20 protein-coding genes are annotated in these 23306 nt (G+C 44.1%); 17 read left to right on the top strand and 3 right to left on the bottom strand.

The features are described from left to right. The first annotated feature begins 117 nt into the window (after positions 1-117). Together NZ583_05365 and NZ583_05360 are read left to right on the top strand one after the other, a co-directional pair. A complete protein-coding gene (locus tag NZ583_05365; protein MCS7281041.1) occupies positions 118-2067 on the top strand; it encodes an FAD-dependent oxidoreductase in 1950 nt (649 codons plus the stop codon). Continuing rightward, positions 2068-2262, top strand: coding sequence for a 4Fe-4S binding protein (locus NZ583_05360; protein ID MCS7281040.1), 195 nt, complete (start codon positions 2068-2070; stop codon positions 2260-2262). 18 nt (positions 2263-2280) lie between these two features. On the opposite strand, the gene NZ583_05355 is transcribed toward NZ583_05360, so the two are convergent. From NZ583_05355 to NZ583_05345, 3 genes are read right to left on the bottom strand one after another with little or no spacing between them, the layout of a single operon-like run. After that, a complete protein-coding gene (locus tag NZ583_05355; protein MCS7281039.1) occupies positions 2281-3639 on the bottom strand; it encodes a glycosyltransferase in 1359 nt (452 codons plus the stop codon). A gap of 2 nt (positions 3640-3641) precedes the next feature. Beyond that, a complete protein-coding gene (locus NZ583_05350) occupies positions 3642-4868 on the bottom strand; it encodes a hypothetical protein (GenBank protein ID MCS7281038.1) in 1227 nt (408 codons plus the stop codon). After that, on the bottom strand, positions 4858-7194 hold the full coding sequence (locus NZ583_05345; protein ID MCS7281037.1) for a glycosyltransferase family 4 protein: 2337 nt from the start codon (positions 7192-7194) through the stop codon (positions 4858-4860). The genes NZ583_05350 and NZ583_05345 overlap by 11 nt, the downstream gene beginning before the upstream one ends. A 223-nt stretch (positions 7195-7417) precedes the next feature. On the opposite strand from NZ583_05345, the gene dctP reads away from it, so the two are divergent. The 15 genes from dctP to NZ583_05270 all read left to right on the top strand — a co-directional run bounded on the left by dctP (position 7418) and on the right by NZ583_05270 (position 23305). After that, positions 7418-8425 carry a TRAP transporter substrate-binding protein DctP gene (gene dctP / locus NZ583_05340; protein MCS7281036.1) on the top strand — a complete coding sequence of 336 codons (1008 nt, stop codon included), beginning with the start codon at positions 7418-7420 and terminating at the stop codon, positions 8423-8425. Next, the gene (locus tag NZ583_05335; protein ID MCS7281035.1) at positions 8413-8910 is read left to right on the top strand and encodes a TRAP transporter small permease; all 498 of its coding nucleotides are present in this window, start codon (positions 8413-8415) and stop codon (positions 8908-8910) included. The genes dctP and NZ583_05335 overlap by 13 nt, the downstream gene beginning before the upstream one ends. A 1-nt stretch (position 8911) precedes the next feature. Then, positions 8912-10225, top strand: coding sequence for a TRAP transporter large permease (locus NZ583_05330; protein MCS7281034.1), 1314 nt, complete (start codon positions 8912-8914; stop codon positions 10223-10225). 93 nt (positions 10226-10318) lie between these two features. Next, on the top strand, positions 10319-10447 hold the full coding sequence (locus tag NZ583_05325) for a hypothetical protein (GenBank protein MCS7281033.1): 129 nt from the start codon (positions 10319-10321) through the stop codon (positions 10445-10447). A 77-nt stretch (positions 10448-10524) separates the two neighbouring features. Continuing rightward, the gene (locus NZ583_05320) at positions 10525-10728 is read left to right on the top strand and encodes a MoaD/ThiS family protein (protein ID MCS7281032.1); all 204 of its coding nucleotides are present in this window, start codon (positions 10525-10527) and stop codon (positions 10726-10728) included. Positions 10729-10740: 12 nt separating this feature from the next. Next, a complete protein-coding gene (locus NZ583_05315; protein MCS7281031.1) occupies positions 10741-11613 on the top strand; it encodes a xanthine dehydrogenase family protein subunit M in 873 nt (290 codons plus the stop codon). Position 11614: 1 nt separating this feature from the next. After that, entirely contained in the window at positions 11615-12094 is a 480-nt protein-coding gene (locus NZ583_05310) for a (2Fe-2S)-binding protein (protein ID MCS7281030.1), read from the top strand. Positions 12095-12097: 3 nt separating this feature from the next. Further along, the gene (locus tag NZ583_05305; protein ID MCS7281029.1) at positions 12098-14392 is read left to right on the top strand and encodes a xanthine dehydrogenase family protein molybdopterin-binding subunit; all 2295 of its coding nucleotides are present in this window, start codon (positions 12098-12100) and stop codon (positions 14390-14392) included. Positions 14393-14407: 15 nt separating this feature from the next. Next, positions 14408-15928 (top strand): acyl-CoA/acyl-ACP dehydrogenase, encoded by a 1521-nt coding sequence (locus tag NZ583_05300; protein ID MCS7281028.1) that lies wholly within the window; start codon positions 14408-14410, stop codon positions 15926-15928. 15 nt (positions 15929-15943) lie between these two features. Continuing rightward, the gene (locus tag NZ583_05295; protein ID MCS7281027.1) at positions 15944-17521 is read left to right on the top strand and encodes a long-chain-fatty-acid--CoA ligase; all 1578 of its coding nucleotides are present in this window, start codon (positions 15944-15946) and stop codon (positions 17519-17521) included. A 111-nt stretch (positions 17522-17632) separates the two neighbouring features. Beyond that, a complete protein-coding gene (locus NZ583_05290) occupies positions 17633-18997 on the top strand; it encodes a PAS domain-containing sensor histidine kinase (protein MCS7281026.1) in 1365 nt (454 codons plus the stop codon). A 4-nt stretch (positions 18998-19001) separates the two neighbouring features. Beyond that, complete coding sequence (locus NZ583_05285) at positions 19002-20345, top strand: sigma-54 dependent transcriptional regulator (GenBank protein ID MCS7281025.1); 1344 nt, start codon at positions 19002-19004, stop codon at positions 20343-20345. Between the two features lie 148 nt (positions 20346-20493). Then, positions 20494-21591: a (Fe-S)-binding protein gene (locus tag NZ583_05280; protein MCS7281024.1), complete on the top strand. Its 1098-nt coding sequence runs from the start codon at positions 20494-20496 to the stop codon at positions 21589-21591. Then, positions 21588-22367: an electron transfer flavoprotein subunit beta/FixA family protein gene (locus NZ583_05275; GenBank protein ID MCS7281023.1), complete on the top strand. Its 780-nt coding sequence runs from the start codon at positions 21588-21590 to the stop codon at positions 22365-22367. The genes NZ583_05280 and NZ583_05275 overlap by 4 nt, the downstream gene beginning before the upstream one ends. Next, a complete protein-coding gene (locus tag NZ583_05270; GenBank protein MCS7281022.1) occupies positions 22364-23305 on the top strand; it encodes an electron transfer flavoprotein subunit alpha/FixB family protein in 942 nt (313 codons plus the stop codon). The genes NZ583_05275 and NZ583_05270 overlap by 4 nt, the downstream gene beginning before the upstream one ends. Position 23306: the final 1 nt, after the last annotated feature.

The following is a 23306-nucleotide window of genomic DNA, read 5'->3' as shown; positions in this document are numbered from 1 at the left end:
GTTGGTGCTTTGGTTTATCCACGACCTCTTATGTTACCTTATAGCCCTTCGTGTGTCAAGGGAGGGATCTATAAACTTATCTTGACTAGAAAATTCTATGCGTGATAATTATAGCCCATGCACGTTAAGTACCCACATTTATTTTCACCTGGAAAAATAGGAAACCTTGTCACAAAGAATCGGATAAAGTACGCGGCGACTGAGACGAACTTTCCATACGCTGATGGTTACGTGAGTGAGAGGGAAATTGCTTATATGGAAGCTCAGGCAAAGGGTGGTGCAGGAATTGTCACGACTCAAGGCGCGTATCCTGACGAAAAAGGAGAAGGGAAAGGCTTTAAAGGGATGCTTGCAATATATCACGACAAATTCATCCCCGGACTCTCCCGCCTCGCAGAAGTCATAAAGAAGAACGGAGCTTTAGCCTGCCTTCAGATAATGCACTGCGGTAGAGAGGGAGGCGTGGATCTAGATTATTGCCTTATGCCCTCGTATGTTCCTCAGAGACTCTCGTACTTTAAGGAACCTAAAGTCATGACGAAGGAGGATATAAAGAGAACAATTGACGATCATATAAAAGCGGCCAGGAGGGCAGTTAAAGCTGGATTCGATATGATCGAAATCTCGGGAATCGTCGGCTATCTCATCTCCACATTTATTTCGAAGTATACGAATAAAAGGGAAGATGAATACGGTGGTGATATCCGGCAAAGATGCAGACTTATGGTTGAGATAATTCAGGGAATAAAAGCCGAGGTTGGAGAAAAAGTACCTTGTGGAATCAGACTTTGCGGACTAGAACTTTTGGACGATAGAGGCGGCAACACATTTGAAGAGAGTTTGGAGACTTTCAAAATAGCCGAGGAAGCAGGTGCAGACTATTTAAGCGTAACTGTGGGGTGGCACGAATCTTCAATCCCGGTAATTACTAGAGATGTGCCAATGGGGAAGTGGCTTTATGTGGCAGAGGAGGTAAAGAAAAGGGTAAAGATACCAGTTATGATGGCATTTAGACAATTCTTACCGCAGATTCCAGAAAGGGCTATTGCAGAAGGCAAGATAGACTTCTGGGAAGTGTGTAGACCGATGATAGCCGATCCGAATTTGCCGAACAAGGCAAAGGAGTTAAGGGAAGATGAGATAATACCGTGCATAGCATGTAATCTGTGTTTTGTGAGACTCTACTATCACGAGCCGATAATGTGTACGGTTAGACCGTCTTTGGGTCATGAGAGGGAACCAGAATGGGGATACTACGGATTTGAAAGAACGAAAAAGAAAAAGAGAGTACTTGTAATAGGAGGAGGACCATCCGGTCTTCAGTTTGCTGATGTTGCCGCAAAAAGAGGGCATGATGTCACAATCTTTGAAAAAAGAGAAAAAGTAGGGGGAAGTCTTCTTTTTGCCGCGAAGGTCGCAGAAGGTGAAGAGGAACTTTTAAGGGTTGTCGATTATCTTCACCGCCAGTGTGTGAAATCGGGTGTCAAGATACTAACTGGAAAAGAGTTTTCAAAAAAGACTGAAGTAGATAACTTCGATGTTATCGTTTATTCAGGCGGAGCTCGGTTCAAAATGCTCGAGACTCGTGATATTGAAGTCCTTACACCGGAAGATATCTTTGAAAAAGGTGCAAAACCTCAAGGAAAAGTAATAATACTCGGAGGTAGAGGATTAGGACTTGCCCTCGCAATCTACCTTTTAAGGCAGAATTTGCACGATTTAACAATCATAGAGAGCGACGACCGTTTGGGAAGGGATGTCAACCCTTTTTATCTCTGGAAAATGGTAAGATTTTTGAAAGAAAAAAAAGTGAGGGTTTTGCTTGGAGCAAAGAGCTATTCTTTCAAAAGAGGGGGTCTTTTGGTTGCGCAAAATGCGCAAGAAGTAGAAGTTGAGGGCGCAACAGTAATAAACACAGTAAGAGAAGGAGCCCTTGGCCTTTTTGAAGAGCTAAAGAGGGACTTTGAGGCTAAAGGAATTGAGTTTTATCTTATAGGCGATGCAAAAAGGCCAAGGAGGCTACATAACGCCATCCATGACGGCTATCGACTGGGGATGAGGATTTAGATGGTTCCAAGGATCGTTAAGGACTTGTGTACCGGCTGCGAAAGCTGTCTTGCGGTATGTCCCGTAGAAGCTATTTCTATTTTTGAAGGTGTGGCAAATATAGATGAGGAGTTTTGCGAAGAGTGCGGGATGTGCTTTTCAAGTTGTCCGGCTAAAGCGATTGTTATTGAGTTTCCGAAGCTTGAGGTCTCTTAGTCTTCGGTTCCTTTGCTCTTACAAGCCCAAACGTCCGTAATCATCCTCAATCCTCTCTATGTCGTCTTCGCCGAAGTATTCGCCCGTCTGGATCTCGATAAAGACAAGATCTCTATCCCCCTCGTTCTTTATTCGATGCCAGCTCCCTTTTGGTATGTCTATGTGGTCATTCTCTCTAAGGATATAATCCTTTCCGTCTTTTGTTACGCGGGCAAGGCCTTCAACTATGAACCAGTGTTCATTTCTCTTTCTGTGCCTTTGGTAGCTTAACCTATGATTTGGATAGACCGTGATCCTTTTAACCTTATAATAAGCTGTGTCAGCCAAAATCTCGTAAAACCCCCAAGGCCTTCTTTGATCCAATTCTCTCTCTTTTAGGATTCTCCTATAGACCCCAATATAGTCATCCACCATCCTTTCAACCGTGAACTTCTCTTCTACCCATCTACGACAAGCCAATCTTTCGATCTTTTTCACATCATTTATTCTTTCGATAAATTCCTCCTCGTTCTGCACGAGAAAGCCTGTTTCTCCATCCTTTATGAGTTCTGGCATACTTCCCCTTTTTATGGCGATTACGGGTGTACCACAGGCCATCGATTCGACAACGGAAAGTCCGAAGGGTTCATCGAAGTTTATGGGATGCAAAAGGGCATAAGCTCCTCCGAGTATCTCAGATTTTTTTTCAGGGCCCACACTTCCTATGTATATTATCTCTTCTCCGTCAATATATGGGGCGCAGTAGGTTTCAAAGTATCTCTGATCTTGGATTATCCCTGCTATTAGAAGTTTGAAACCTGTTCTTTTTGCGATTTTGATCGCCTCATATGTGCCTTTTTCATGATGGATTCTGCCGAAGAAAAGTAAGTAACTACCGTGCTCGGGGTAGAACGTGTATTTTTCAACATCTATACCGTGATGTATCGTTGCGATGTAATCTAGTTCAGGGTTTTTATCCGCTTCGCTTATGGCTACGTAGTAGACGCTGCCATTGTACTTTTTATAAACAGGAAGTATGCCAGGAGATGAAAAACCATGGATTGTCGTAAGAACTGGAGTCTTTGTGAGTTTTGAATAGGTGAGGGGCAGATAATCGAAATGATTATGGATGAGATCGAATTCGTTTGCCCGTTCAAAGACTTGAGATACGTGAAGAGACTCGTAAACCTTAGGGATTATCGATTTGTCCTCTTCGTAACCCATTTTCACCACACTTATAAGCCGGGCCGAAGTTACGGAATCGCCAGTCGCAAAAAGTGTTACATCTACACCTCTCTTTACCAATCCTTCTGTAAGGTTAGAGACGACGAATTCCCACGGGCCGTAATGTCTAGGTGGTGTCCTCCATGCGATGGGTGAAAGCATCGCTATCCGCACGATCAGAACTCCGGATCCAAAACCACTGGTCTTTTTGTCTCACATGATCTCCTTGCGAGACGATAGGCCTCGTTATACTGTCTTGCTACAATTTCCCAGGAGACAACGTTTTCTAGGTATCTTTTAAGGTTTTCTCCAAGAGTGATCCTTAAATTCTCGTCCGTTGCCAATCTTATGACTTTCTTTTTTAACATCTCCTTTGTGGTGAAAAGGAGACCACCCTCGCTCTCTAGGGTCTGGGCTGTCAATCCCTCCATCGGTGCGGTGGTGATGTATGGCTTATTTAGGGCTATGACGCGGGCAAGCGTACCGGATTGTGTCTCATCAATGGTAGGTATCACGATGAAGTCGCAGACAGCCATGACCTTATAGTACAGATCGCCTCTAGGTATAAACTCATAAAAATGGGCCAAACCTTTGTTTGCGAGTATCTCCAGCTCAGATTTCCAGCTTTCATAGTCTTTCCGATGGTGAGGATCTCTTATGGTGCCGGCCGCCAAAAGATCCCACTCTTCACCAGTTATTCTTTTTATTTCATCGTGGATTTCCTCCCACATGGAAAGGAGAATATCCCATCTCTTGTTTGACTGGATCCACCCTACCATTCCTACTATATGGTTCGAAAGTCCAACCTCATCAAGACCAAGTTCCCGTCTTATCATCGGTATCTCATGTATCCCCCACCTTCTGTCTGGTCTTGCTCCATGAGGAACGACCATTATGTTTCTGGGGGTTATCCAATTCCTAATTTTAAATGTCCAGTCGAGCCTCCACTTCTGATAGTGGCATTTGAAGAGTACAACATGGCTTTTTTGACAGAGTCGGTAAATGAAATCTGCTTCAAAATCTGTAAGTCTCCCATGGACTGTGTGGGGTTCGACAACAATAGGAAAGTCTCCTATCGCTTCAAGGAGATTTAAAAATCCCTCGTTTCCGTCCCCTATGCCTCGCTCGTCATAGTACTCGTATAGCCCGTATTCGTGCTGTATGTGAACCACGTATGGATCGAGATTTTCTATGAATTTGGCGACTGGTTTCCACCAATCGGCCCGGTCGAGTCTTATTATCGGGTAAACACCTTCTCCCTCACCATCAGTGTGACTTATGACCACTACTTCCCTGTCAGGATTAGCCTTTTTTATAAATTCCCTAGCCTCCTCGGCAAACGTCGCAATACCGCAGAGTCTTGGAGGATACGAACTTACAATAACAATTGGTTTATGAGACATACTTCTCACCCTCTTTAGACCCAACTCTTTTGCCTGCTCCAGGAAGCGCAGATACCTGAAGTTTCCTAAGCTCATATATTCTAAAGAGAGAAAGAAGCCAAGAGAGAGTAGCTTCGGCACCCTGGTTTTTATTCACTCCAGTTGGCTGTAGCCCATCAAAACATCCGCCACTTGTGTAGTCGTAAAGTGGAGTATTCAAATCGTTTCTCCCCAAAAACCACTCTAGGCACCTTTCCGCATGGTTCAACCATTTTTCGTGTCCTGTGACCATATAAGCCGCTTTTAGAGCCTCTATTAACTCATGTGCCTCTAGTGGTTGCTGATCGAATCTTGCCCTTTCTTTACCCTTCACATACCATCCGTTGCTTCCTATCGGAACCAAATGTCCCTTTTCTTCCATCTGTATACTTATGAGCCACTCGAGTGACTCGATCCCTGCGGATAGTAAATCGTCCCTTTTCATGTCGTAACCTGAAAATATCAAAGCCTGCGAAATTCTTCCGTTTGCGTAAGTAACGACCTCTTCGATCCAAGGCCAATCAGGGGTAGCATTCTGCTCATAAAGATCAAATAGTTTAAGAGCGAGGTAATCCCTTATTCTCTTGACCTCTGTGTCACCCTCGAAAACATTAAGGTAGTAATGGATCCCTGCCAAAGCGTACGCCCAGGCACGGGGAGATGTGAACTCCGAAACAGGATTAATTGCGAGTCTGAAAAGCTCTATAATCACCTCTCTTAGCTCAAAATTCTTTGAGAGATAAATCGCTTCTCCTAGACTCCAAAGTGCTCTTCCGTGACTATCCTCAGAACCTATCTCTTCCAGCCATTTTCTATCGTAACCCATGAAGTTCCTAAACCTCCCATTCTCCTTATTGAAGGCATAATAAAGAAAGCTCATGTACGTGCAAGCAAGGTTAGTGAGGAGTTCTTTGCTTTCATTAACCTCTATATCCAGTGCGAGCAACGCGGCAAGTAAAGCCCTGGCATTGTCGTCAGTGCAATAACCATGAAATCTGTCTGGAACTATGTATTTTGCGTGCTGGATGACGCCAACATCATCAGTGAGCCGCATAAGGTGGATAAGCTTGGGAACCGGAACCTCATCCGGTTTTTCCCTCATCATCTTGGCAGTAAAGATAGTCTTCGGTCTACTTTCTCTTTCTGCTTTCACTTCCGCGAAAAGCTGTAGGTACTTTCTCGCTACCTCCTTCCACACCATCTCCCTTGAGAAAGTGTAGGCTTTTTTTCTCATGGAGTGCCTTTCAACTTCGTTAGATAGCAGGTAGACTATTTCCCTTGCAAGAGCATCCGGGTCTTTAAAGGGTACGAGCCTTCCCCGACCATCTTGGAGGACCTCCCTTGCATACCAGTAGGGGGTTGAGACCACAGCTTTGCCGGTTCCTAACGCATAAGAGAGGGTCCCCGAAACTACTTGTTCTTGGTTTAGGTAAGGACTTACATAAATATCTGCTGCTCCAAGAAACTCGCAAAGTTCGGTTAAGGTTACGTACCTGTTGTAAAACATAACGTGATTGTCGACACTGAGTTCCCTTGCTCTCCTTTGTAAACTCAACCTGTATGACTCACCGAATTCCCTCTTTATGTGGGGATGAGTCGCTCCGAGTATTATGTAGACCACATCGGGATGCTCCTTGACTATCATGGGCAGAGCTTCGATCATGACTTCAATACCTTTTCCTGGCGAGAGAAGTCCGAATGTGAGGATGACCTTCTTTCCCTCGACTCCGAACTGATCCTTATAGTAGTTAGGATCAACGAAGGGAACATCCGGTATACCGTGGGGAATCACAATAATTTTTTCCCTCGAAACCCCGTAGATGTTACAAAGTATATCCTCTGCGATGTTACTCATAACCACAACTCTGTCAGACAACTGAGCTATTCTCTTTAAAGTGAAGTACTGGGTGGGAGAGGGATTCATAAGTACGGTATGGAGCGTGCTTACTATGGGCATTCTAAGCTGACCTAAAAGCTCCAGTATATAAGATCCGTCTATACCACCGAATATTCCATATTCGTGTTGAAGAAGAACGAGCTCAACCCTGTTCACGTTTAAAAAATCCGCGGCAAGCCTGTATTCAGCAAGCACATTCTGGTTTATCTCGAAATGGACCTCCTCGGGGTATGGGTATCCTCCTTCAAGGTCGTTCAAGGCAATTGCCCAACACTCGGTTTGGGGGTCCTCCATCCTTATGGCTGTCAAAAGATCATTGGTAAAGGTTGCGATGCCACACTGACGTGGTACGTATGTCCCTATGAAGGCTATCTTTTTGGGACCAAAATGGTAAGAGCTCACTTGAACCATGCGATCGACCTCGAGCAAGATGAATGTTTTCGTCATTATATCACATCTGGCTATGAACCTTCATATATCCTTGCTCACAAAAGACGTTTCTTTTGGATATATATTGTTTCTTTTGGAAACACGTCTTTTTTTTTCCAACTGGTAGGAGGAGATGCATGAAAACGGCATAAAAGGCATAAAAATTGCTTTTCAACTTCAGAAAAATCCTTCTGGGGGGTGTCAAATGAAAAAGTTCTTGATTTTCGCATTGGTAGTCGGATTTACACTTTTTGCGTTATCTTCGAACGCGCAGCAGATAACGATAAAAGCCGTAAGCGCTTTTCCTAAGCCACATGCGAATAACGACGGTGTCCAGATGTTTATCGACAAGGTAAATGAGAGACTGAAGGGGAAGGTGGAAATAAAATGGCTTGGCGGACCCGAAGTAATAGCGGCGTTTGATCAGATAAGTGCTTTGAAGAAAGGAACGATAGACATGATCCTTTACTATCCTTTCGGGTACATGAAGCCGCTTATGCCAGAAGCGGAGGCGAAAGGACTCACAGAGCTTGCGGAGTGGGAAGAAAGGGTAACGGGTGCTTTTAAACTCTGGGAAGAGATCTTTGAAAAGCGGGTTAACGCTAAATACCTTGGAAGGTTTCATAGCCTCATTCCTTTTATGATGTACACCAATAAAAAAATAACAAAGCTTGAGGACTTTAAAGGCATGAAGATAAGGGTTATGCCTCTTTACGTACCCTTTATCCAGGCCCTCGGTGCTTCTCCGGTTATGATACCGCCTACTGAGATCCACACTGCGATGGAAAGGAAAGTAGTTGACGGTTTTATGTGGCCACGGGTGGGAATGACAAGCTGGGGCCTGCAGGAAGTTACTAAATACATGATATTACCCGGTGTGTTCCAAATGGAACCGGCGACCATGATAAACCTCGACGTTTGGAAGAAACTGCCAGCAGATGCACAGAAAGTAATTTCCGAAACCATGAAAGATATGGAATACATAGCGACAATGCGCCAGATGATGATAATGGAGAAGGAGGATAAACAGCGACTTAGGGCAGGTATGGAGTTTGTTGAGATGCCAAAGCCAGAAGCAGAAAAATTTGTAAATTTAGTCTATGAAAAAACTTGGGAGGCGGTCCTAAAGAGCGCTCCTGATTACGGTCCTAAACTTAGGAAACTCACCTCAAAAGCGGCACTTCCTAAGGGTGCTTTTCCATGGCAGGACTAAAAAAGAAAACGTTCTTTGATTTGGTTATTGAGGCATCTGCATTTTTCTGCTGTGTTCTTATGGCGATCTGTGTTGTTACCAAATTTTGTGAGATCATACTTAGGTACTTTTTTGATAGGCCTCTGACGTGGGATGTGGAATTTATCGAATACATCCTATTTTCCGTCACTTTCTTCGGTACGGGATGGCTTCTCAGGGAGGGTGGACATATAAGGGTGGATGTGCTTGATTACGTGCTATCCAGAGAAAAACTGCCATATGTTAGAACGATCCACAGCTTAGTTGGGTTTTTGGCAATGGGGATCCTTGCTTTAACGAGTTTTCTTGCCGCGGTACATGCATACAGGGATGGGCTTAAAGTTGTCAAGATCTATGCAATTGGGAAACACTACTTCTTCCTCATTATGGCGTACGGATTTTTTACCCTTGCAGTCGAGTTCTTGAGGCAGCTTAGGGAGAGTTGGAGCCAGAAAGGAAGAGCTTAAGATGGAGTGGTACGTAAGCCTCTTTTTGATACTGGGAAGCCTGATTTTTCTACTTATTGCTGGCTTCCCAGTTTTTCTTGCCTTCACCATAGTAAACATCGTTGGGATCTATTTTCTCTGGGGTGGATTAAAGGGACTTATCGAGCTGTCAAATACCGTGTTTTCATCGGTTGCCAACTTCGTTTTAATTCCTGTTCCTGCCTTCATACTTATGGGAGAGCTGATAGCCCGATCTGGCGTGTTTCAGTATGTCATTGAAACACTGGACAAGTGGGTGGGAAGGGTAAGAGGGAGGCTCTGTTACCTTGCTATAGGTTCTGCTACGATCTTTGCTGCGTTAAGCGGATCTGCTCAGGGAACTACCGCAATGATAGGAAGCATTCTACTTCCTGAAATGTACAGGCGAGGATACAAAAGGTACCTGGCCATAAGTTCTTGTTTTTCCGGGGCACTTGCGATGATCATTCCGCCAAGTGCCTTCGCTGTAATACTTGGTGCCCTTGCTGAAGTATCTATAGGGAAGCTTCTCATCTCAGGAATACTGCCCGGGCTTGTTCTTTCCGGATGTTACATAGCGTATGTTACGCTTGTTACAAGACTAGATCCAGAAAGTGCGCTTGATTACTCTGAACAGGTTTATCCGTGGAAGGAAAAGATCGCGAGTGTCGTCAAATACATCCTCCCCTTTGGCGGGATTATGTTTCTTGTCACTTGGCTTATATTTTTTGGACTCTGCACACCAAGCGAATCAGCCATTTTGGGAATATTCGGATCGGTTGTCCTCATTGCTTTGTACGGAAGACTAAGCATTAAAATCATAAAAGATTCCCTTATTGCGACCATTCGGATAACTGTTATGATGTTCATGATACTTACTGGCGCAATCGCATTCGGACAGATTCTCGCGTATACGGGTGCATCTCAGGGACTGTGCCAGTTTGTGATGGAATACGCGATCTCTCCAGTTGTGACGGTTATTATCATGCAGATTGTCTACCTTGTACTTGGCTGCTTTATGGAACAAGTGTCGATTTTAATGATCACTCTACCCATCTTCATGCCGATTCTCAAAATGATGGATATAAATACCCTCTGGTTCTGTCTCGTTACCCTTCTTAACATGGGCATCGCTATGAAGAGCCCTCCTTTTGGACTAACACTATTTGTGATGCAGGGTGTAGCTCCGAAAGGTACGACCATTAAAGACATTTACAAGGGTGCAATATTCCTCATTATCTGTGATATTATCGGAATAACTGTAGTTTTTCTCTTGCCGGAAATAGCGCTATTTTTGCCTGGCCTTATGAAATACTAGACTAGTCATGCCCAAGTTCAAGGGACACATATCTGTGGGCGCTCTATTATTAGGCTTCCAAAAGCGTAAAAGTAGGAAAGGGAGGGTCAGCTGATGGAGGAGGGCTCTACAGAAAAAGACAAGTATCGGATCCAGACTGAAGATGCCAATAGTAACGAAAAAAAGACGAGTGGAACCGAAAAATTCGCCGAACCTTTTGACTTTCTCACAAAAACCATATAGAGAGACCGAGGAAGGTAGATTTGCAAAAAACGATAAAGCTTTTGACTAACTTTGGGAAATCAAATGAAAACCTAAAGGTGGAGGGGACATTACGAGTAAGAGAGGTCTTTGTCAGTTTGATGAAAGACATGAATATTGAGGTACCCACAGAGGAACTCGATCCTTTAGTAGAAATTCTCCTAAATGGGAGGGACATAAATTTTTATTCTAAAAAGCTCGATGAAGAACTAAAAGATGGAGACATACTCGAAATATACCTCACTCCACTTGGAGGGGGATAAAAGGAGGTAGGGGTGATATTCTATAGGAGACTACCCAAGTTCAGGTATCTAAAACCGAGATCAGAAGAAGAACTCTTCAATATGATCTCGAGCGAGAAAAAAACTTACGTCTTTGCCGGTGGAACGGATCTCATTCCCAAACTGAAAAGAAGGTTGATACCTTCTCCCGATGCAATTGTAGATCTCAAGGGTATTCCGTACTTTAACTACGTTGAGGTCTCTGATGGTTTTCTTCGAATAGGACCCACATGTACAATGAGATCCATATACTCATCGCCAGATGTAATTAAACACTTTCCCGTCCTCGCACAAGCTTCAAAAAGCGTAGGAGCATTCCAGATCCAGAATAGAGCAACTTTGGCGGGAAACATATGTAACGCGGTTCCATCGGCAGATACAGCTCCGGCTTTACTCGTCCTTGAAGCGAGTTTGACGCTAAAAGGCAAAAAAGGCGAAAGAAAAGTGAAGATAGAAGAGTTTTTTGTAGGTCCGAATAAGACTGTCATTGAAGAGGACGAGATACTAAGGGAAATAGAAATTCCTTTGATTTCCTTAGAATCTTCCGGTCTTTATACAAAGCTTTCTGTAAGGGAAAGGATGGATCTTGCTATAGTTGGTGTGGCGACTCTCGTTCTTAAAGAAAATGGCAAAATTTGCGATGTACGGATAGGTCTCGGCGCTGTCTCTCCGACACCAATCCGGGCAAAGAAAGCAGAAGCTATACTAAAGGATGGGAGAATAACAGAAGCTTCCATAGATGAGGCTTCAAAAGTGGCATCCGAGGAAGCTTCTCCGATAGACGACCACAGGGCGTCAAAAGAATATAGAAGACTCATGGTGGAAACGCTACTTAAAAGGTCACTTAAGAAGCTTTTGGAGGTCTAGAATGGAAAAGCTAAAAGTTAGTTTCAAAATAAACGGAGAAGAAACGGTTCTATACGTAGCCCCGAATAGGACCCTTTTAGAGATGATCCGGGAAGATCTTAAACTTTCGGGTACAAAAGAGGGATGTGGTATAGGAGACTGTGGCGCATGTACGGTCTTACTGGATGGGGTTCCTGTAAATAGCTGTCTCGTTCTTGCGCCCGAGATAGACGGAAAAGAAGTAGTGACGATAGAAGGCCTTGCTCAAGATGGAAAGCTCCACCCTATTCAAGAGGCCTTCCTTAACGAAAACGCTCTACAATGTGGTTTCTGTACTCCCGGTATGGTCATCTCTTCATACGCTTTACTAAAAAGGAATGAAAATCCCAGCGAGGACGATATAAAGGAGGCCCTTTCCGGAAACTTATGTAGATGCACTGGCTACACAAAGATAATAGAGGCAGTTAAAAAGGCATCATCTTGGCTTAAAGGAGGCAAATGATAGATGGAGACCATAATTATCGGAGATTACGATCTTTTGGGCAAGAGTATTCCAAGAGTCGACGGAAGAGAAAAAGTGACAGGGGCTGCCAAATACGCGGCCGACATTGAGCTAGCTGGTATGCTTTGGTGTAAGATTTTGAGAAGTCCTCTCCCCCATGCGAAGATCTTAAATATCGATGTTTCCAAGGCAAAAAGGGTGATAGGGGTTAAGGCCATCTGTACGGCAAAAGATTTCGGCGGTTTCAGATGGGGATGGATGCCCGCCACAAGGGATGAGCCACCTTTGGCAGAAGACAAGGTCAGATATTACGGGGAGGGGGTTGCGGCGGTAGCAGCGATCGATGAGGATACAGCAGAAGAGGCTTTAGAACAAATAAAAGTTGACTATGAGGAGCTTCCCGCTGTCTTCGATGCAGAAGAGGCCTTAAAGGAGGGAGCCCCGGTAATCCACGATTACAGGCCTAACAATATAAGCTGGGAGTTTCACATGGACTTTGGGGATGTGGATCGGGCGTTTAGAGAAGCTGATCTTGTGAGGGAGGATAGATTCGTCACAGCGAGGGTGATTCAAGGGTTTTTAGAACCTCCGTCGGCAGTCGCATACTGGGAAGGTGGAGGGGTGACTATCTATGCTGCAAAGCAGAGCCCTTATTTCCTTTACAGGCATATAGCTCAGTGTTTCAAGCTGCCACTCAGTAAGGTTCGGGTCATACAACCCTTCGTTGGAGGAGGATTTGGAGGAACGAAAAACGACTCTGTCGCCGGCGACTTTTGCGTGGTGATGCTCTCGAAAATGACCGGAAAGCCAGTAAAATTCGTATATAGCATGGAAGAAGTTATGGTAACCTCGAGAAGAAGGCACAACTGCGTCATATACAACAAGATGGGCATGAAAAAAGATGGAACCATAGTAGCCATGCAGTCAAAAGTGATAGCTGACGGAGGAGCCTACACCGCAATAGGCCCCCTCACAATGTACCTTACAGGATGTCTGAGCACGCTTCCATATAAGCTTCCCAATTTCAGACACGATGCTTACAGAGTATTTACGAATAACCCGGTTTCGGCAGCCATGAGAGGTCATGGAGTAACCCACACCCGCTTTGCGGCCGAGATACAGATGGAGATGATGGCAGAAGAATTAGGCCTAGACCCTATAGAAGTAAGGCTTAAAAATGCAATCGAGGCACCTTATGAGACGGTAAATAAGATAACCGTTCATTCTTGCGGCCTAAAAGAGGGATTGATGAGACTCAAGGAGTCATCTCTCTGGAAGGAAAAAGAAAAGGAAAAGAGAAAAAATCACATACTGTGCGGGGTTGGAGTTTCTGGTACAGCCTACCTAGGAGGGGCACGCCAAAGGGGCCACCAATCGGCAGGTGCGATTCTTAGGCTCTGCGAAGATGGGACGGTGGAGTACCTAACAGGAGCAACAGATGCAGGTCAAGGTTCCGACACCGTTCTTGTCCAAATCATTGCTGAGGAGCTAGGCCTTCCCATTGAACATATAGATATAAAGCGGGTAGATACTGCTTATACTCCCATAGATCCCGGTACGTACGGAAGTAGAGTTACGGCCCTTGCAGGAGAAGCCGCCATGAAAGCGGCAAGAGATCTAAAGCGACAGCTCGCAGAGATTGCGGCGAAAGAGTGGAATGTGACTCCGGATGAGATCGTCTTTAAGAATGGAACGGTTTCTGTAAAGGACCAGCCTCTGAAGTCACTGCCATTTAGGAAATTGGCTCAGATAGCCTGTTATTCAGGCTCTGGAAGGGTTTTAATCGGAAAAGGGTATTCCGAATATGGGATCGAACCATTAGATTTCGAAAAGGGAATAGGAAATGCGGGCACAGCGTACAGTTTTACTGCACAGCTGTCTAGGGTTGAGGTTGACTCAGAGACTGGCTTTGTAAAGTGTACCGACATGATAATTGCTCACGACTGTGGAAAACCTCTTAATCCGGCCCTCGTAGAATCTCAAAACCAGGGTGCGGCAGTTCAGGGCTTAGGTCAGGCGCTATACGAAGAGTTTAAGATGGATAAGGGGAGAACACTTAATCCAAACTTTGCGGATTACAAGATTCCTGGAATTAAAGATGTGCCAAAGATCGAAGTGATACACGTACTCACAGAAGACCCAAACGTACCATACGGAGCTAAAGAAGCTTCAGAAGGGGCAATAGTGAGTACTCCTCCTTCAATTGTAAGCGCCATCCACGATGCAACTGGAATATGGTTTACGGAATTGCCAGTGACACCAGAAAAGATAGCTCTCGCACTAAGAAACAGAAAGTGAGAGGAGGTTTTTTTTATGTTTCCGTATCCCTGGTGGACTGATGAGCAAAAAAGATTCGCAGAAGAAGTACAGACCTTTGTTCGTGAGCTTATACCCATTGATGTGAAAAGCAGGTGGAAGAGGCAGTTTCCGTGGGAAATATTCGAGAAAATAAGTGAAAGGGGATATACCGGAGCGGGAATACCAAAAGAGTACGGAGGGATGGGGCTAGGAGCGACCGGTGCCTGTATTGCGGCGGAGGCCTTAAATATTATGCCCGGACCCGGTAGAGTCTTTGTTGGCAACATGCTTGGGGGGTTAAGACAGATAATCGAATTCGGAACGGAGGAACAAAAAAAGCGTTTTCTTCCAAGGATAGCAAAGGGCGAAATAGGGGCCATAGTAATTACAGAACCTTTCGCCGGAACGGATGCGGCCGCCCAGCATGTGAGGGCTAAAAAGGTGGGAGATGTTTACATCTTAAATGGAAAGAAAAGGTTCATAGTCTCTGCGGGTGTGGCAACGAGATATATGGTTTACGCACGCACAAGCGATGATCCTCAAGATATCGCAAATTATCGCCACCTTACGGGATTTATCGTGGAGAAGGGCATGGCTGGCTTCAACGTCGAAAAGATAAACGAGATTGCGGGATTCGAAAATATCCAGAACGGCGTTCTGAATTTCAATAACACACCTTGTCCGGTAGAGAATAGGATAGGGGAGGAAGGGGAAGGATGGAAGGTCATGACAAACGGTCTCAACTTTGAAAGGACTCTGATTTCTGCCCAAGTTTTGGGATGGATGTGGGAGATTATTAGGTACGTAATACCCTATGCCGAAAGAAGAGTTCAATTCGGAAGACCAACTATAGATTTTACTAATAATCAGCTCAAACTCGCAGATCTCTTTATAAGATACTACACAGCGAGGTTACTCACTTACTACACCGCCTATCTCTGGGATATTGGTTGGGATATAACGATCGAGTCGAACGTGGCCAAAGTTTACAACTGTGAGAGTGTACTTTCTTCAGCACTTGATGGTATTCAGGTTATGGGAGGGGATGGGCTTACCCCATTTTATCCCCTTCTTTCCATAATGAACGTTTCCAAGGTAGAGAACATAGCTGGTGGAACTATGGAAGCCTGTCGGCTTGTTATCTTAAGATCTGCAATGAGGAAACTTAAAGAGCATATCAAGCCCCAAAAGAGGGCGATAGATAAAGATTTAGGGGTTCCGGTGCCGGTTGTCGGCTTTACATCTACTGATGAAGAACCAGACGAGTCTAATGTTCTTAGGGTGCTTGCTGAGGATTACAGGGTGAATCCTGGGCTCTACATGAAGGTGGAAGATATATGCGAGTATTTTGGATGCGAAAAAGAAAAGATCGTTCCGGTTCTCGAAAGCTTGGAGAGAAAAGGCCTTGTTTCCCTTTTTAGACAGAAAAACCAGATAATGATGGCAAAGGCAACGTACGAGGGATTGAACGAAGCTTTCGACTTTGAATACTACAGATGGTTTCCTTTCTGGGTCGAAAAGAAGAACATTTTTTAATACCTGGAGGGAAAGATGGTTGTTGGCGAAATTTTGGCAAGGAATGCGAGAAAGTTTCCAGATAAAATTGCTTATGTGTTTGAGGGTAAAAGGCTTAACTACAGGGAGTATAACGAAAGGGTTAACCGTCTTGCGTGGGCTTTGATGGAGATAGGTGTTAAAAAAGGAGACAGGTTAGGATTGTTTTTACACAACTCGGGAGAGTTTTTGGAAATCTATTTTGCTTCTGCTAAAATCGGTTCGATATTCTGTCCATATAATAGTCACTTCAGAGAGAAGGAACTCTCTTACATCATCAATTATTCTGAACCAAAGGTTCTTTTTGTTCATCCTGATATGTGGCCGATCGTCGATAACATAAGGCAAGAGATAAAGGTAGTCGAACATTACATCTCGTTAGGCAGTCCCCACCCGGATTACGCCATAAAATATGATGATATTCTGTCCCAGGGGAAAACCGAAGAACCGTCTCGTCTTGTCCAAGATGACGATGTCTGCAGTATGATTTTCACAGCTGGCACAACGGGCAGACCGAAGGGAGCACTAAGAACTCACAGGCACATAATAATGAATGCCATAACGGGAGTGATAGAGCTTAAGGTCGACTATGACGAGAGAGTCTATATCACATTTCCCCTATATCACGTGGCAGGCGAGGACAACATAGTGCGGCACACATTCATGCCCAACGCCTTGCATATCCGAAGGGAGGGAAAGTTCAACGCGAAAGAGATACTAAGTTACATAGAGCAGGAAAGGATCACAAGGTGTCAGTTCGTCCCAACTATGATACACACGTTGCTTAAGGAACCCGAAATTGAAAAATATGACTTAAGCAGTCTTAAGATGATCCTTTACGCTGGTGCTCCAATGCCAGTTGAACTCATCCGTCGGGCACTCAAAGTTTTCAAATGTGGGTTTGCCCAGCTTTACGGTCAGACAGAGTCGGGTCCCCTGACAACGGTACTTAAACCAGAGGACCATGTACTTGATGACGAAAAGGCTCAAAAGAGGCTTGCCTCATCAGGGAAACCGGTAATCAACTTCGAGCTAAGGATTGTCGACGAAGAAGGAAAAGATGTGCCTTGCGGAGAAGTGGGCGAGATAATTCTTAAAAGCGAATCGGTGATGAAAGGCTACTGGAAACTTGAGGAGGAAACAAAAAAGAAACTAAGGAACGGTTGGTTGTACACAGGTGATCTTGGTAGGTTTGACGAGGACGGTTACGTCTACATAATTGAAAGGAAAGACGACATGATCATATCAGGTGGGGTGAATATTTATCCGAGGGAAGTGGAGGAAGTGATCTACATGCACCCGAAAGTCTCGGAAGTTTCCGTCGTAGGCGTGCCGGACGAACACTGGGGCGAGATTGTCAAAGCGATTGTAGTCCTAAAGGAAGGAATGGAGGCTAAAGAGGAAGAGATAATCGAGTTTTGTGGAAGGCATCTTGCAAGCTACAAAAAACCGAAATCAGTTGAATTTTGGAAAGAACTTCCAAAGAGTCCTCAAGGAAAAATTCTAAGGAGGGAGATCAAGGAGATAATTAAGCGCAGAACTGTTGACACTTGTGATCCGCAGTCTTATAAATAGATTGCCTTAGCTATGTTAGCTGCCTTCCTCGAGAAATTGGTCAACTCTTTACCGATGGAGATCCTGGTTTTTAATCGTAATTACGAGCTAATTTGGATGAACAGTAAGACTATGGAAAGTTTACGTGTGTCAGATTGGAAAAATTGGAAAGAGAAAAAATGCTTCGAAGTTCTATTCCGAAGAGATCTTAAGTGCGATTTCTGTCCTCTTTGCGAGTCTGAAGATTTAGGGAGTGTGCGTACGTCCGTAGTTGAAGATCGCGCTTCTGGCAAATATTTGAAGATCTCCGTTTTCCCGTTAGATTATGAAGGAGATAAGAATGGTCTTCTCTATGTAGAGATGATCCAGGACGTAACGGAACAGAAAAAAGCGGAAGAGGAACTAAAAAAGCTCAGTGATTTTAATGCGGCTATTATAAAAAACGCCCCTGTTGCAATTTTTACAATTGATAAGACAGGAAAGTTCATGAGTGTTAATCCAGCTCTTGCGGCCATATCGGGGCTCGGGGATGAAGCCGAAAAGAAATTGTTAAAATTCAACTGGCTTCAAAACAAGTATACGATAGAGTGCGGACTTGCAGATTACATAAAGAGGGGTTTAGAAGGCGAGCCTTTTGAACTTCACGACTTTCCGTTTACGAATTACAAGGGGACAAGGGGACAGTTTTTACATTTTAGAGGCGTTCCCATAAGGGACAAAGATGGGAACGTGGAGTGTCTCCTCTGTATCATAGAAGAGACTACTGAAAAAGTTATGGCAAAGTTACAATCGATCCAAGACGCAAAAATGTCGGTTATAGGAAGACTTATGACAGCAGTTGCCCACGAACTCAATAATCCGCTTGCGACAATCTGTGCCAACTCCGAACTTGCCTGCGAACTCTTCGAAGAAATGAAAAAGAGAAGGAACAAAGAGATGGACGAGATCTACGAGTGCCTGGAGGTTATCCAGAAGGAAGCCTTCAGATGCAAAAGAATCATAAGGGACATGCTTAATTTGACAAAAAAAGAGAGTTTTGAGTTTAAGGAAATAGATGTTGGCATATGTATTAAGGAAGTACTGGCCGATTACCGCCAAAAACAGCCAAATGTAGAGATACGAGTACGATTGGAAAGAAAGCTGCCACCAATCCTTGGGGATTTTAACGCTTTAAAACAGTGCCTCTCGAACCTTATCCAGAATGCCTTTGACGCAGTAGAGACAAAAGAGAAAGGAATAATAAAGATTCAGGCCCATCGTGACGACGGACACGTAGTAGTAGAAATAGAGGACAACGGAGTCGGAATTCACGAGGCTCTGTTAGACAGAATTTTTGAGCCTTTTTTCTCCACGAAGAATGATGGCCGGGGGATAGGGCTTGGGCTTACTCTTTGCCACGAATTCGTAAAGCGGATGGGCGGTCGGGTTGAGGTAAGAAGCACCCTTGGAAAGGGAAGCTGCTTCAAGGTTATCTTTCCGGCTGCCAAAAAGGACTAAATAAATGATAAAGGTTCTTATAGCTGACGACGAAAAGTCTTTGGTTGACGTTTACAAAAAAAAGTTATCAAAAGAAGGGATGCAGGTCTTTACCGCGACGACTGGAAAAGATGCCATATCCATCATGAAGAATGAGAGCCTGGATGTTGCCCTTTTGGATATAAAGTTGCCAGATATCGACGGAATTGAACTTTTAAAAACCTTTAAATCTCTGCAGCCCACATCGGAGGCCATAATCCTTACTGGATTTGGATCGGTTGAAACGGCGGTAAAATCCATGAAACTTGGAGCATACGATTATCTTACAAAGCCATGCAAACTCTCAGAACTTCTAAATGTCATAATAAAGGCCCATGAAAAGAAGAGATTGACAGAAAAGAATTTGATTTTGGAAGAACATCTCTCAAGACTCAAATTTCGCGATACCCTCGTTGGGGAAAGCGAGGGGATGAAAAGGATTAAGGAGACAATTTCGCTTGTTTCTAAATCTGATGCACCAGTCTTAATACTTGGAGAGACCGGAACCGGAAAGGAGCTTGTGGCAAGAGCCATACATGAGAAATCCCGTCGGGCGGAAAATCCGTTCGTTGTCGTAAATGCGAGTTGTCTCCAGGAGAACATCTTAGAAAGTGAGCTTTTCGGGTACAAAAAAGGGGCATTTACAGGAGCTAATTCAGACAAGCTTGGGCTCATCCAGATAGCTGATTCTGGAACTTTCTTCGTAGACGAGATAGCCGATATGAGCCATGCCATCCAGGCAAAACTTCTTAGGGTTTTAGAGACAGGCAGTTTCAGAAGACTCGGAGACTTAAGGGAGATAACAGTGGATGTCCGCTTTATATCTGCTACGAATAAGAACATAGAAAGAGAAATTGAAGCTGGCAGATTTAGACAAGATCTTTTTTTTAGACTAAGTACCTTTGTTATTGAAATCCCGCCACTTAGGCAAAGGAAAGAGGATATCCCTTTACTCGTTGACTACTTCTTGAAATTCCGCGTAAAAAAAAGTGAGGTGAAGTCAATCTCCAATGATGCTCTAAAAGCCCTAATAAATTACGACTGGCCTGGCAACGTAAGGGAACTCTTCAACGTACTAGAGAGGGCCGTTTTAGTAGCGGGAGAGAGGGAAGAAATCGATCTAAAGGATCTGCCAATAAATCTTTTAAGTTCTAGACAATCGAAAATCTTCGTCCCGGAGCTTGGAAATAATAATAAGCTGAACCTAAAAGAGATAGAAAAAATGCATATCCAAAGGGTTCTTGAACTGACAAAGGGTAACAAAAGTAGAGCATCGAAGATCCTTGGTATAAGTCGAAAAAAACTTTATAACCTTCTCAAACCTTCATAGGCCAACTCTTGCTCACTTTGGTCGCTTTTGTCTCCAAAGGAAACAGTCAAAGAGATGGATGGTGAATAAAGGGCCTTTTTTCTTGTGTCAATTATGGCACGGAATATGCTAAAAATTATGTGAAAATTTTAACTTTCTTTTTCGCGCTATGGATGCTTTAGAGAACCAAAGGATATACGCTTGTATCCAGTGTGGGAAATGCACAGGAGGGTGTCCAGAATCGGGAAGGACCCCCCTTAATGTCAGAATGATTGTGAGAAAAAATCAGTTTGGAATAGCCTCCACAGGCTCGGATCTGTGGTATTGTACGACGTGTGGCTCATGTACCATCAGGTGTCCGAGGGATGTGAAGCCACAAGAAGTAGTGCTCCATCTTAGAAGCATACTCGTAGAGTCTGGCGAAGTATCTCCTTCCATTCAAAGGGCCCTTGAAAATACTTTTTTACAGAAGAATCCCTTCGGACGGGCTCGCTCAAAAAGGGGTGAATGGGTTGAAAAATCTGGCCTTGAGATAAGTCACGGGCACAAGATCCCGGATTCGAGAATCCTCTTTTCTTGTTGCGTTAATGCCTACGATCCAAGATGTATGGTGATTCCTACAAATGTTGCTAAGCTTCTAAATTCCTGCGGCATAAAATTCGGAGTGCTCAAAGAAGAAGAGGCGTGCTGTGGAAATGAGATAAAAAGACTAGGAGAGATGGGCCTCTTTGAAGAGCTAAGGGATGAAAACGTTTCTAACTTCGAAAAGTACGGAATAAAGGAAGTTATAGCAGTTTCCCCCCATTGCATGAACACCATAAAGAACGAGTACAATGGGAGAGGTTTTAGGGTATTCCACTATAGCGAACTATTGTGGTCTGCCATAGTCCAAGGGCTTCTTACGCTTAAAGGAAGCTACAGAAAAAGAGTTATTTACCACGATCCGTGTTTTCTAGGTAAACAGAATGGAATTTTTGAAGAACCACGAAACATTTTGAGATCGATTGATGGTCTCGAACTTTTGGAATTTACAAGATCTAGGGAAAATTCCCTCTGCTGTGAGGGAGGAGGAGGAAGGATGTTCTACGAAGTCGATATCACATACGTAAGGAATGCAAAGATAAGAGTTGCCGAAGCAAAGGAACTGGGAGCTCAAATCATAGCGGTTGCCTGTCCTTTCTGCCTTATGACTCTTGAGGAAGAGGCAGTGGAACAAGGCATAGAAGTAAAGGAAATATCAGAGATCATAATGGAGGTTTTGGAATGAACATCTTAGTTTTCGTAAAGAGGGTCCAGGCAGCCCAAGAAGAGGAACTAAGAATAGTTGGAGACGGGGAGCGGGTAGACCTTTCCAAACTGCCGTACAAGATCAATGACTGGGATAATTACGCGTTGGAAGAAGCGTGTAGAACAGTTGAAAAACTGGGAGGCCAGGTAACAGCCATAACTATAGGAGACAAAGAGGCTGATGAAGTACTAAGAAGGTCTTTGGCAATGGGGGCCAAAGATGGATTACTTCTTGAAAAACCTGAGACTCTTTTGGATCCGGTGATTAGAGCATCTTTGGCTTACAACTTTCTCACAAAAGAAAAGATAAAATTCGACGTAATACTCACAGGAGTTCAGGCCGAAGACGATCAATACGGTGTTTTCGGTGGATATCTGGCAGCGCTACTCAGTCTCCCCTACGTTTCACTAGTCTGTGGAATCGAAGAGTGGAGCGGAAGTTACGCAGTTGTAAGGAGAGAGCTGGAAGGCGGCTTAATGGAGAGGGTAAAAGTGGATGTTCCTTGTGTCCTTTCGATTCAAACGGGTATAAATGAACCACGTTACGTTTCCATAATGGGTATCAGGAAGGCATCCCAGATACAGAGGAAGGTTTACGATGCACACCAGTACATGGATGGGCTTTCCGCGACTATTGAGGTTATAAAATGGAGCTACCCACCGAGGAAAGAAGGAGCAACCCTTTTGTCATCCGACATAGATACTGCCTGTCGTGAAATATTGAACATTCTTCGCGAAAAGGGGGTATACCAATGAGTTACGGTCTTTTAATCGCCGATGTAAGAAGAAACGTGTTTCAGGAGAGGAACTTAGATTTAGTCGGTTTTTGTAATCTGGCCGGAATAGATCCTTACCTTCTTTTACCAAAAGGTGAATATGAGATCGAATCTTCCCTTTTCAAAAAAGTCTTAATTGCAGATGTGGATGAGGATCGGTTTCTCAACCCATTAATCATGGTCCACATATTGGAAAAGGTTATAGAGAGATTCAAAGAACCTTTTGCCATTGTACTTTCCGCATCGGCTTCTGGTATGGAGATAGCCCCTTATGTGGCAGGCTACTTTAAGGTCCCTATTGTCACAGATGTGGCAGACTACGACAAAGACTCAAAAGTGTTCTTCAAAAGTTACTATTCAGACAAAGTATTCGCCCACGTAAAATTAAAAGAGGAGAAGTTTTACGTTCTGACTCTAAGAAGTGGGAGTTTCAAAGACCATATAAAGAGTAGATACGAAGAGACTTCCCAAGAGATAATAGATGGTTTTGCCGATACCGACAAAAGGATATTTTTGGGCTACCTGGAAGAAGAAAAAGAGGAAGTGGATATTACGAAAGCTGATTTTTTGATATCTATTGGACGGGGAGTGGGTAAAAAGGAAGAGATTCCTCTATATGAAGAACTGGCTTTACGTCTTCGAGCCACCCTTTCCGCATCAAGACCCGTCATAGATAAGCTTTGGCTTCCAAAGGAAAGACAGGTCGGGACATCTGGAAAGACAGTGAAGCCCAAAGTCTATTTGGCCATGGGGATCTCTGGTGCTTTCCAGCACATACAGGGTATGAAGGATTCGGAATGTATAATCGCGGTGAACAAGGATCCGGATGCCCCCATATTTCAATATGCCCACTACGCAATAGTTGGGGACATGCACAGAATAAGGGACCGTTTACTTGAAATTCTAAAAGGGTCGTAAA

This window comes from Thermodesulfobacteriota bacterium (genome assembly GCA_025062045.1).
GTDB lineage: Bacteria > Desulfobacterota > Syntrophorhabdia > Syntrophorhabdales > JANXAF01 > JANXAF01.
The sequence above is the reverse complement of the archived record's forward strand: the minus strand, read 5'-3'. Positions and strand labels throughout refer to the sequence as shown.

Excerpts from the sequence above, each read along its gene's own strand:
- NZ583_05270 (MCS7281022.1), top strand. The coding sequence starts at position 22,364 with ATGAGTTACGGTCTTTTAATCGCCGATGTAAGAAGAAACGTGTTTCAG.
- NZ583_05325 (MCS7281033.1), top strand. The coding sequence starts at position 10,319 with ATGGAGGAGGGCTCTACAGAAAAAGACAAGTATCGGATCCAGACTGAA.
- NZ583_05290 (MCS7281026.1), top strand. The coding sequence starts at position 17,633 with ATGGAAAGTTTACGTGTGTCAGATTGGAAAAATTGGAAAGAGAAAAAA.
- NZ583_05285 (MCS7281025.1), top strand. The coding sequence starts at position 19,002 with ATGATAAAGGTTCTTATAGCTGACGACGAAAAGTCTTTGGTTGACGTT.
- NZ583_05335 (MCS7281035.1), top strand. The coding sequence starts at position 8,413 with ATGGCAGGACTAAAAAAGAAAACGTTCTTTGATTTGGTTATTGAGGCA.
- NZ583_05310 (MCS7281030.1), top strand. The coding sequence starts at position 11,615 with ATGGAAAAGCTAAAAGTTAGTTTCAAAATAAACGGAGAAGAAACGGTT.
- dctP (MCS7281036.1), top strand. The coding sequence starts at position 7,418 with ATGAAAAAGTTCTTGATTTTCGCATTGGTAGTCGGATTTACACTTTTT.
- NZ583_05345 (MCS7281037.1), bottom strand. The coding sequence starts at position 7,194 with ATGGTTCAAGTGAGCTCTTACCATTTTGGTCCCAAAAAGATAGCCTTC.
- NZ583_05330 (MCS7281034.1), top strand. The coding sequence starts at position 8,912 with ATGGAGTGGTACGTAAGCCTCTTTTTGATACTGGGAAGCCTGATTTTT.
- NZ583_05365 (MCS7281041.1), top strand. The coding sequence starts at position 118 with ATGCACGTTAAGTACCCACATTTATTTTCACCTGGAAAAATAGGAAAC.
- NZ583_05360 (MCS7281040.1), top strand. The coding sequence starts at position 2,068 with ATGGTTCCAAGGATCGTTAAGGACTTGTGTACCGGCTGCGAAAGCTGT.
- NZ583_05305 (MCS7281029.1), top strand. The coding sequence starts at position 12,098 with ATGGAGACCATAATTATCGGAGATTACGATCTTTTGGGCAAGAGTATT.
- NZ583_05280 (MCS7281024.1), top strand. The coding sequence starts at position 20,494 with ATGGATGCTTTAGAGAACCAAAGGATATACGCTTGTATCCAGTGTGGG.
- NZ583_05300 (MCS7281028.1), top strand. The coding sequence starts at position 14,408 with ATGTTTCCGTATCCCTGGTGGACTGATGAGCAAAAAAGATTCGCAGAA.
- NZ583_05350 (MCS7281038.1), bottom strand. The coding sequence starts at position 4,868 with ATGTCTCATAAACCAATTGTTATTGTAAGTTCGTATCCTCCAAGACTC.
- NZ583_05275 (MCS7281023.1), top strand. The coding sequence starts at position 21,588 with ATGAACATCTTAGTTTTCGTAAAGAGGGTCCAGGCAGCCCAAGAAGAG.
- NZ583_05295 (MCS7281027.1), top strand. The coding sequence starts at position 15,944 with ATGGTTGTTGGCGAAATTTTGGCAAGGAATGCGAGAAAGTTTCCAGAT.